6 protein-coding genes are annotated in these 11,329 nt (G+C 34.2%); all 6 read right to left on the minus strand.

Features of this window, described 5'->3' with window-relative positions:
* Positions 1 to 44: 44 nt before the first annotated feature.
* Positions 45 to 965, minus strand: a complete 921-nt coding sequence (gene queG, locus AC0L5U_RS12450) for a tRNA epoxyqueuosine(34) reductase QueG (protein WP_473416724.1) — start codon at positions 963 to 965, stop codon at positions 45 to 47.
* A 47-nt stretch (positions 966 to 1,012) separates the two neighbouring features.
* Positions 1,013 to 2,353 carry a cytochrome-c peroxidase gene (locus AC0L5U_RS12455; protein ID WP_473416725.1) on the minus strand — a complete coding sequence of 447 codons (1,341 nt, stop codon included), beginning with the start codon at positions 2,351 to 2,353 and terminating at the stop codon, positions 1,013 to 1,015.
* Between the two features lie 170 nt (positions 2,354 to 2,523).
* Complete coding sequence (gene ruvB, locus AC0L5U_RS12460) at positions 2,524 to 3,546, minus strand: Holliday junction branch migration DNA helicase RuvB (RefSeq protein WP_473416726.1); 1,023 nt, start codon at positions 3,544 to 3,546, stop codon at positions 2,524 to 2,526.
* Positions 3,547 to 3,670: 124 nt separating this feature from the next.
* Complete coding sequence (locus tag AC0L5U_RS12465; RefSeq protein WP_473416727.1) at positions 3,671 to 5,557, minus strand: OmpA family protein; 1,887 nt, start codon at positions 5,555 to 5,557, stop codon at positions 3,671 to 3,673.
* Positions 5,558 to 5,575: 18 nt separating this feature from the next.
* Entirely contained in the window at positions 5,576 to 6,532 is a 957-nt protein-coding gene (locus AC0L5U_RS12470; RefSeq protein ID WP_473416728.1) for a PorP/SprF family type IX secretion system membrane protein, read from the minus strand.
* A 27-nt stretch (positions 6,533 to 6,559) separates the two neighbouring features.
* Positions 6,560 to 11,248 (minus strand): Ig-like domain-containing protein, encoded by a 4,689-nt coding sequence (locus AC0L5U_RS12475; RefSeq protein WP_473416729.1) that lies wholly within the window; start codon positions 11,246 to 11,248, stop codon positions 6,560 to 6,562.
* Between the last annotated feature and the right edge of the window lie 81 nt (positions 11,249 to 11,329).

The following is an 11,329-nucleotide window of genomic DNA, read 5'->3' on the forward strand; positions in this document are numbered from 1 at the left end:
AATTAACTAAACGAACAAATATAGCAATCCTATCAAGTAAATACCTAATCTTTTAAGAAATTGATGTTTCTTTTTAAACCTGAAAATTTGGTGCGTTTAACGGCAGATTTTTTGAATACTTTTCTAAAAGTATCTTCTGTGATGTCTTCCCAATCTTTTTTGGTCATAGATAATAGTTCAGGATGCGGATTAAACAAAGGTTCATTATGTGATTTTGAAAATCGATTCCAAGGACAAACATCTTGACACACATCACAACCAAACATCCAATCATCAAATTTTCCTTTAAATTCTGATGGAATATTTTCTTTTAATTCTATAGTGAAATATGAAATACATTTACTACCATCAACTACATAAGGCTCTGTAATTGCTTCTGTTGGGCAAGCATCAATGCATGCAGTACACGTACCACAATGGTCAGTAACTGGAGTGTCATACTCCAACTCTAAATCAATAATTAATTCTGCAATAAAATAAAACGAACCTACTTGCTGCGTTAATAAATTACTGTGTTTTCCTATCCATCCTAAACCAGATTTTGCTGCCCAAGCCTTATCTAAAACTGGTGCAGAATCTACAAAAGCACGCCCATTAACTTCTCCAATTTCATCTTGAATAAAATGTAATAATGACTTGAGTTTATCTTTTATAACAAAATGATAATCGGTTCCAAAAGCATACTTTGATAGCTTATAGCTATTAGCTGTTTGCTCTTGGCTAGGGAAATAATTTAACAATAGCGATATTACACTTTTTGAATCATCAACTAATTTTGTTGGATCTAAACGTTTATCAAAATGATTCTCCATATAATGCATTTCTCCATGCATATTTTTATTTAACCATTTTTCTAAACGAGGCGCTTCTTCCTCTAAAAACTCTGCTTTACTAATACCACAAGACAAAAAACCGAGGCGTTTAGCTTCGGTTTTTATAATATCTGAGTAATTTAGTTTATTCACGTTTATTTTAAAACACCTAAATTACAATTTTCATTTATTAATTCAAGTTATATACAACCCATATCTGAAGAAGATTGAGTATCAGCATTTGGAAAACAATTTCCACTAGGTAAACTTTTTGGTTGATAGCGCTTTAAATTGGCATCGTACAATGAATTCTCCACAAATAACGTCAACAAATCAATCTCAGCTTCAGTTAAATTTAAAGGCACAAATGATGGTGATAACTTATTTGACGGTACTTCGCTATTCTCATGGACTGCTTTGTTTTTATAACTAATTACATCACGGATAGATGTAAAAGTACCACCATGACCATAAAAGCCAGCATCTGTTAAATTATATAATTGAGGGGTTTTAAATTTATAATCATCCTCACTATTTCCAGTAAATCCACCACGCCCTTTTTTAGTAGCATCATCTACAACAGTCATTATATTTTCACCTACTAAATCTTTCATACCTAAAGCATGAAACTCCATCCCGTTAAGACCAGGACCAGAATGACAAATATAGCATTGCCCTTTTCCAAAAAATAATAAAGCTCCTTTTGCCTCATCTTCATTCATAGCTAAATCATCTCCGCTTAACCATTTTTGAAAAGGAGCCTCGTTAGCTAATACTGTTCTTTCATAAGCAGCAATTGCAAGTGCAGCATTTAATTTAGTATAACGTTCTTCTTCAACTATATTAGGAAAAGCTGCATCAAATAATACTTTATAAGAAGAATTAATTATAAAATCTTTTTCTATTTTTAAACGATGTACATCCAATCCAGCAATAGCTTGTGTTTCAACACCTTCAAAACCAAAAGTATTAGCTTCTTTTGGAGTACCAACAGTCCAATTTGCCTCGGTACCAACATTATCTCCAAGAGCTCCAAATTGACCATTCCACAACATCACTTTTTGATAAGCCGTATTTAAAACACTAGGACTCTTTATAGGTTGTATGTCTAAATCACTTTCTAAGTAATTTGGAGATTTAACTCTTCCCTCTCCAAAGCTACCAAAGCCCATACCGCCTTCACCAATACCTTGCTGAATACCACTTTGAAATCCTGCAGCTGCATGATGACAACTTGCACATGAATAGGTATTCATTCCTTCATCTTTATTAGGGTTTTTACCTAACATTGTTTCGTGAAACAACATCTGCCCTAAAGACACTTTTGCTTCTGTGATACTATTTTTAGCATCACTAGGAATTTTGGTAAAATTATTTGAAGCTGGTAAGATTAAAGATTCTTTTGAACCAAATACTTCAACAATACGTTTTTCTAGAATAGATTGCGATGGTGTTTCAACGTAATCATCATTATCTGTTGCACAAGAATTTAAAAAATAAGCACATAACAACAGAAGACTGTAAGTTTTAAGGTTTTTCATATCAAATAGGTTTGGGTTACTATTTATGATGTAAAACTAACGCGCTATATCAAAAACCTTACATTAATTTGATAAAAAACCTATAAATTAGTTGTGCTGTTAAAACTTCGATGAAGTGCAATTTTTGTCTTTGAAAAAACTTGATTTAAAGCTATTTAGACATAACTAATCTAAAATAATCCGCCTTGAATACTTCCTTTATTTTTCCCCAAATGCTTGTAGGCTTGCTCTGTAACTTCTCTACCACGAGGTGTACGCATGATAAAACCTTGTTGAATTAAAAATGGTTCATAAACTTCTTCAATGGTTTCTGGACTTTCGCTTACAGCAGTAGCAATAGTTGAAATACCAACAGGACCACCCTTAAATTTATCGATGATAGTAGTTAATATTTTGTTATCCATTTCATCTAAACCATGGGCATCAACATTTAATGCTTCTAATGCGAATTTTGCTATTTTAATATCAATACTACCATTGCCTTTTATTTGGGCAAAATCCCGAACGCGACGTAATAGTGCATTTGCAATTCTTGGTGTGCCTCTACTTCGTCCTGCAATTTCAACTGCAGCTTCCATAGAAATTGGCACATCTAAAATCATAGCACTTCGTTGTACAATAGTAGTTAGCAAATCGGTTTTATAATATTGTAATCTACTTTGAATTCCAAAACGTGCTCGCATTGGAGATGTTAATAATCCTGATCGTGTTGTTGCTCCAATTAATGTAAACGGGCTTAAATTGATTTGGACTGTTCTTGCATTTGGACCCGTTTCAATCATAATATCGATTTTATAATCTTCCATTGCTGAGTAGAGGTACTCTTCTACAATGGGGCTTAATCGATGGATTTCATCTATGAATAAAACATCTCGTTCATCTAAATTTGTCAATAATCCTGCTAAATCTCCTGGTTTATCTAAAACTGGGCCTGAAGTCACTTTAATTCCAACTTCTAATTCATTAGCTAAAATGTGAGCAAGTGTGGTTTTTCCAAGCCCCGGAGGTCCGTGAAATAATGTATGATCTAAAGCTTCGGTTCTTAAATTTGCAGCTTGAACGAATATTTGAAGGTTTTCCAATACTTGATCTTGACCCGTAAAATCATCAAAAGACAAGGGTCTTAACTTTCTTTCTACATCTAATTCTTCTGGGGAAAAATTATCGTCTGTTGGATCTAAGTTTTCGTTCATTAAGTTAATATCTCTTTAATAACAAAGGTACTGAAACAAGTTCAACACAAGCAAATATAAAGAAAAAGCCTTTCCAATGCAGAAAGGCTTCATTAAATAATTGGTTAGATTATTTGGTGGTTGGTTATTTTAATATCGTAAACTCACAACGTCTGTTGATATCGTATTCTCTGTCATCACAAATACCTTCTTTAACACATTCGTTTAGTGGTTGCATTTCTCCATAACCAATACTTTTTAATCGGTTGCGTTCAATACCTTGACTTACTAAATACTCTAAAGTTGAGGCTGCACGTTTTTTAGATAAATCTAAGTTATATTGATCTGGACCACGGGCATCAGTATGTGCAGATACTTCAACTTCCATAGATGGATATTTTTTCATTAAATCCACTAAGACATTTAAAGTAACTGCTGCATCTTCACGAATGATAGCTTCATCAAAATCAAAATAAATTTTATCTAATTCAACTTGTACATTACCATCTTCTTTTTCTTTAACACGCTCTTCAGCATCAGCAAAAGATTCTAAAGACAAATAAATATCATGCTGTACTTTACCTTTACTATCAGTTGAAAACTCTACATCCTGAGGAATGTATGCTTTTCGTGTTCCGCGAACTTTATATTTTTTATTCGGTTCTATTTTAAATTTATAATAGGCATCATCTCCAACTATAGTATCTTGAATTACAGTATCTGATTCATCAAACAAAGTCACTAAAGATCCTGCTAATAATGCTTTACTATTTAAATCTTGCACAATACCTTCTACTTGATACATCGTTAAAGGGTTTTGTTCTCTTGCAAAACCGAACAATCTATCATAACCTGTTCTATTTGAAGACACGAAACCTTTGTTATCCTTTTCTCTAACAACATATGCAAAGTCGTCTAAAGAACTATTTATCGTACTTCCTAAGTTTACTGGTTTATCAAAATTACCATTTACCATATTGCTTCTAAAAACATCCAATCCCCCATAACCTAAATGACCAATTGATGAAAAATACAGCACATTATATTTACTTACATACGGGAATTGCTCTCTGTGTTTTGTATTTATAGTTTCTCCTAAATTTTCAGGTTCGCCATAAGTACCATCGTCATTTATTGCCACTTTATAAATATCAAAACTCCCGAAAGTTCCTGGCATATCACTAGCAAAATACAATGTTTTTTCATCTTTACTTAATGCTGGGTGCTCAGTACTGTAAGCGTTTGAAGTGAATGGCAATGCGGTAACGTTTGTCCAATTACCATCAACCAATTCAGCCTTATAAATTTTTATATGTGCAATACGTTCGGCATCAGTTTTTTTACGTGTTGTATTTGTTCTATTGAAATACATTGTCTTGCCATCTTTAGTAAATACGGCACTACTTTCATGAGATTCGGTATTAATAGACTCCGAAAATGGCGCAACATTTTCTAAAACATTTTGACTGTTGAGTGTGCCACTATATAAATCTAAATACGGCAAGTTATTCCATGAATACGCTGGGTTTTCTGAGTTTCTTGCTGAAGCAAAAGCTACTTTATCTTCGCCATAAAACGACAAACCAAAATCACTACTAGAATTTCTGTTTTCAATTTGTTTTAATTTGAAGGTATGTGGTGTTGTTTTATCTGTTTGCTCTATAAAAGCAAGTGTATTAACAGGTTTGTTGTAATATCTGCTTAAATGTTTATCTGCATCTTTATACTCTTTCACACCTTTTAAAGCCTGAGCAAATCTAAAATGATATTCTATATCAATAGAATCGCCATATTCAACAAATAACTCTCTATAGGTTTTAATGGCTTTTTGTAGACTTGCATTATAATAATAACTATCGGCTAAATTTTGAAGCACTTCTTGATTACGTTCTTTGGTTTCGTAAATTTCAGCAGCATCTTTATAGGCTCTCATTTCAAAAAGCTTATTAACACGCTTTAAATTTTTCTTTTGCGCAGTTGCCATTCCACTAATTAATAAAAGGCCTGCGAGTATGTATGTATATTTTTTCATGTTTCCTAGTATTAAATGTTAGAAGAATCTTGGTGAGCGATCATATCCGTTTTTAAATCCGAATAAATCAACATCAAACAAAATGAATATTTCGTGCGATCCAGAATTAAAATCTCCTAAATTAGTAGTTGTATAGTCGTAAGCATATCCAATTCTAAGATCGGGTGTAATTCTGAAATTAACCAAAGCACTCATAGCATCGCCCAAACGATAGCCCAAACCAGCTTCTAATTTTTCATTAATTAGGACATTTGCTGTAATGTCTAATGCTAAGGGCGCTCCTTTTACAGCACGACCCATAAATGCAGGTTTCAATTTTAAATCTTTATTAATATCAAACACATAACCACCTGTAAAAAAGTAATGTACGCTTTCAATACCTGTTGCTTTAATACCATTTTCATTTTCTAAATGTTTAGTTGACAACATATTTGGAGCTGATAAACCTAAATAATAGTTCTCGGTAAAAAAGAATGCACCAATCCCTAAATTAGGAAACGCTCTATTTATGTTTTCGTTGAAAGCAACATCTCCACTTGCTGGCCCGTTTTGTAATTGTAAGCCTGTAAAATTTGTATCAAACATTCTTACACCTGCTTTTACGCCAAATGATATTTTTGTTTCAATACCCACAGGTAACACATAGGCAAAATCTGCAAAAATGTTATTTTCGTTTACAATATCTCCAATATTATCATTAGTGAAAGATATTCCCATTTCAATTTTTTCATTGATGGGTGTATGGGCGAAAAAGGTTCCTGTTTTTGGAGCTCCTTCTAATCCTACCCATTGTGTTCTATATAAGCCTCCTAAGTTTAAAATACCTTCTTCTGCAGTTGCGTAAGCTGGATTTATGACACTCATGTTATACATGTATTGTGTGAATTGAGGATCTTGTTGTGCATTACTTTGAAAAGACAATATTATTATACCTAACAAAGCAGCTATTTTATGATATATATTTAAATGTTTCATTTTCTTAAATTTTGCTTTATCTATAAATTATCTGCTTAAGTATAAGCGTCCTTGTTCTGGTTTATTAACTCCATCATTAAAGTTGAAAATATAGAAGTAAACACCTACTGGTAAATCTCCTTTTGCAACAACCCTTCCTTGATTTGATGTACCATCAAACCTTGGAGAATTAGCATTGCCCTTATACACAATGTTTCCGTTTCTGTTATAAATTTCCATGACGAAATTTGGATATAAAATGGCTAGATTATCAACATCGTAAGTATCATTATCTCCATCGCCATTTGGTGAGAACCCATCGGGCAGTTTAATTTTACCACAGGCGGTTATATCTGGAGTGACTTCTAATCTTACTGAACTTTCACATCCTGTTACTGCATCAAATAATGCTACGTAATAGGTTATACTAGCAAGTGTAGTACTTTCTGAAATTGCAGAATCACCAGTTGCAGTATCGTACCATCTTAAGTTATTTGCATTAGCATCATATTCAACAATATTATCTGATAACGTGCTAATTGTTGGGTTATCATTGATACAATATTCTTCAGCAGCATCATCTAAAGTAGGTATTGCAGTATCATTTATAGTCGCATTTACTTGAACACTCACAGAAGACTCACAACCTGTATCGTTAGTTTGAGTTCCAAAATAATCTGCACCATCAACTAAAGTATCGGTTGTATCTAAAGGCATTGTTAAGGCTGCATCTTCATACCAATTGATGGTTCCTGTTGCCTGAACACTAATGGCTAAATCTGCAACAGTTGGATTATTAACTAAACAAAATTCTGGATTTGGATCAAGTACGACTAATGGCGGACTATCACTAACGGTTACTGTAATTTCTGCCGTATTATCTGGCGAACATGGTGCAATTGCAGTAATAGTATACGTGTACACCCCAGAAGTATCTACGGAGGGGTCAAAAACCCCTGTACCACTTGTTAAAGCTGGCGACCAAGTTCCTCCTGATTGTGCATTCCCTAATAAAGTAAATAAGTCTACTTCATCATCAATCACACATATTGCTAGAGCATTATCAGTTCCTGCATTTGGTGCTTGAGTTACTGAAACATTTACTTGATTTGTAAAAGTTCCACAAGAATTATTTAAGGTATATGTGTAAGTTCCTTCTGCATCAACCAACGGATCAAAAACTCCAGTAGTACTTGTTAAAACTGGCGACCAAGTTCCACCTGTATTAGCTCCTCCAAGTAACGTAAATAAATCTACCGCGCCATTGTTACTACAAATATCTAAGCTTGGATTAATAGTTGCACCTGCATTTAAAGGTGCTTCAATGGTAATTGTTATTGTTTCGCTATCATCAACACATGGTGCAGATGCAGTAACCAAATATGTAAATTGGTACATGCCTACAGCAACACCTGTAGCATCAAAAATATTCCCTGTTAAAACACCTACGCTATCATTATTTTGCCATGTTCCGCCTGCATCTTGAGTGCCATCTAAGCCTGCAAATAAATCAATAGAATTGTTATCATTGCAAGCTGTAATTACTGTTGCATTAGGATCTCCTGCATTTGGTGTTTGATAAATAGTTGCAGTAACTGCTGTTCTAACTGAAGATTCACAATTTGTTGTAGCATCTGTTTGAGTTGCATAATAAATTTGAGCATCTACTAAAGCATCTGTATCAGCTAGAAGCGTGCCTCCTATTGGGGCGTCATACCATTTAATTCCATTTCCTGTTGCTGATAAATCGGCAAGTGTTGCGGTATCACAAAATTCTTGTGGTGAAGTCGCGGTTGGAGCAGGTGTATCGTTAATAATGATGCTTACTGTTACATTTACATCATCACAAGTTCCGATAGCATCTACATCATAAGTAAAATTATATGTTCCAGCGGCTAGACCATCTATTGTTATAGTATTGCCTGATAAATTTCCCGAAGCATCATCGTCATTCCAAGAACCAGCTTGGTCTTCATCAGTTAATAAATCGAATAAATTATAAGTTTGGGCTGCGGTTATTTCTGCTATACAAAATTCAATTGGAGTGTTTACTGTTCCTGATTCTGGAGCATCTTCTACTGTTATTGTAACCGTTGAACTGTTTGTACAGTTATTAGCATCCGTAATTGTATATGTGAAATTATACGACCCTATTGTTAAAAGTGTTAAGTCAACTTCACTTCCTGTTAAGGCACTTGATGTATTATCGTCTGACCATGTACCACCCGAATCTTCTCCAGATAACTGACCGAATAAATCTAACGGTGAATTTGCAGCCAAATCGTTTTCACAATAGGTTGGTGAAGTTGGTGTACCTGTATTTGGTAATGGATTGATTGTAATACTCACAGTAACTAATGGATCATCACAACTTCCTATGGCATCAACATCAAATGTATAATTATATGTTCCTGGGGTTAATCCTGATAAATCTATCGGGTTTGTTATTGCAGTTCCTGTATTATCTGTTCCAGAATACCAAGTTCCTGTTTGATCTTCGCCTTCTAATAAATCGAATAAATTATAACTTGCTGGTGCTGAACCTTCACAATAGTCTGGAAAGGTTACTACTGGTGTTCCCGATTCTGGAGCGTCTTCTACTGTTATTGTAACTGTTGAACTGTTTGTACAGTTATTAGCATCCGTAATTGTATATGTGAAATTATACGACCCTATTGTTAAAAGTGTTAAGTCAACTTCACTTCCTGTTAAGGCACTTGATGTATTATCGTCTGACCATGTACCACCCGAATCTTCTCCAGATAACTGACCGAATAAATCTAACGGTGAATTTGCAGCCAAATCGTTTTCACAATAGGTTGGTGAAGTTGGTGTACCTGTATTTGGTAATGGATTGATTGTAATACTCACAGTAACTAGTGGATCATCACAACTTCCTATGGCATCAACATCAAATGTATAATTATATGTTCCTGGGGTTAATCCTGATAAATCTATCGGGTTTGTTATTGCAGTTCCTGTATTATCTGTTCCAGAATACCAAGTTCCTGTTTGATCTTCGCCTTCTAATAAATCGAATAAATTATAACTTGTAGGTGCTGAACCTTCACAATAGTCTGGAAAGGTTACTACTGGTGTTCCTGATTCTGGAGCGTCTTCAATAGTAATTGAAATTTGCTCAGTATCAGAACATGTTCCGTTATCAATGGTATAATTAAATACATACGGACTTCCTGAAACGGTAAATCCTGTAATATCTATTGAATTTGAAATGGTTGTATTTCCAACATCTGTCCATGTTCCAGAATTGTTATCCTGAGAACCATCTAAAGCATCAAATAAATTAAAAGGTGAATTTGCTGCTAAATCATTTTCACAAAATGTTTGATTAACTGCATTTCCTGCATTTGGATCAACCAAAACTATGACTTGTACTGTAGTAGATTCTTCTGGACAAGGGCTTGGTGAAACATTTTGAGTATACGTATAATTATAAGTTCCAGGTGTAAAACCTGTAAAATCTACTGGTGACGATACTACTGGATCTGTACTAGATGCTCCAGCTGTCCATTGTCCATTAGAATCTTCGTTCTCTAATAATGAGAATAAATCAAAATCAGTTGGTAACCCAGATTCACAAAAAGAAGCTGGATTTACTGTTGATGGTACTCCTGAGGTAAGCGTTTCATAAACTGTAATGGTAACATTTGCTGTTCCATCTGGACAAACACCGTTACTTGGGACTGTATATGTAAATGTATATGTTCCTGCAGTAGTTAAGGATAAAATATTTACGGTTCCTAAATTTCCGTTTGATGTAGTCAAAGGCCCTGACCAATTACCAGTTGCATCTTTTGGTCCTCCTAACTCATCATATAAATTAAAATCTGAAGCTGGTAAATTATCATTACAATATTCAAGATTTCCTGAATTTCCTGCATTTACTGGATCATCTATATTAACTGTAACTGCTACCGCATTACTTACACAAAAAATATCATTAATCTGGATATAATATGTATTTCCGTCAACTAAAGGGGTTGCTAATGGTAATGCCGGCAAAATTGGATCTCCAGAACCATCAATATTAGCATACCAATTAAAATTTGTTGCTGTAGTACCTGGATCCAAATTTCCAACTACTGGATTTGTATCTGAACAAAAGGCTTGTGGGTTTGCAGGAGTAGGATCAGTAGGAGCACTAAAAACACCAACTTGACCAACTTCAATTTGGCTTTTACATCCACCACTATCTACAAAAACGATATAAAAATTTGAAGCTCCTACCGGAATTGCATCGGTTGGGCTTGCCTGATTTGTTAAATCAAAATCATTATACACTTCAACTGAACCACTTGGTGGTATACTTCCTTGTAATACATCATCAATATAAGTTTGGATAGTAGCACTTTCGCTTGTACAGTAAATTCTATCTAAATTTTCTCCTGATGTATCAACTTGAAAATCGACAGTAATCGATACTCTAACACCACAGGATCCAGTATTATCATCAGCATAATAAGTACCCTCACTAACTAACTGATTTATATTAAAAGGACTTCCTCCAGAGGGTAAATCATACCATACTATCCCGCCACCAGAGTCAGTAGCAAAAGTATTTAAATCGTTAAAAGTATAACCCGAAGCATCACATATTGGTGGAGGGCTTGTATCTACAATAGTAGGACATTGGGAAAATGTAATAGACGTACCCAATAGCATTAAAATAAAAAACGCAAAAAACAATACGTTCTTTAAGGTAGGTTTTGTTTTCATCGGTGATTTAGTTTTAAAATCATGTTATAATAGCAATGGAAAGTGACTTCAAACCCAATGCTATTGATAAAAGCAGAGGTT

The organism is Jejuia sp. G7-7 (assembly GCF_055808955.1).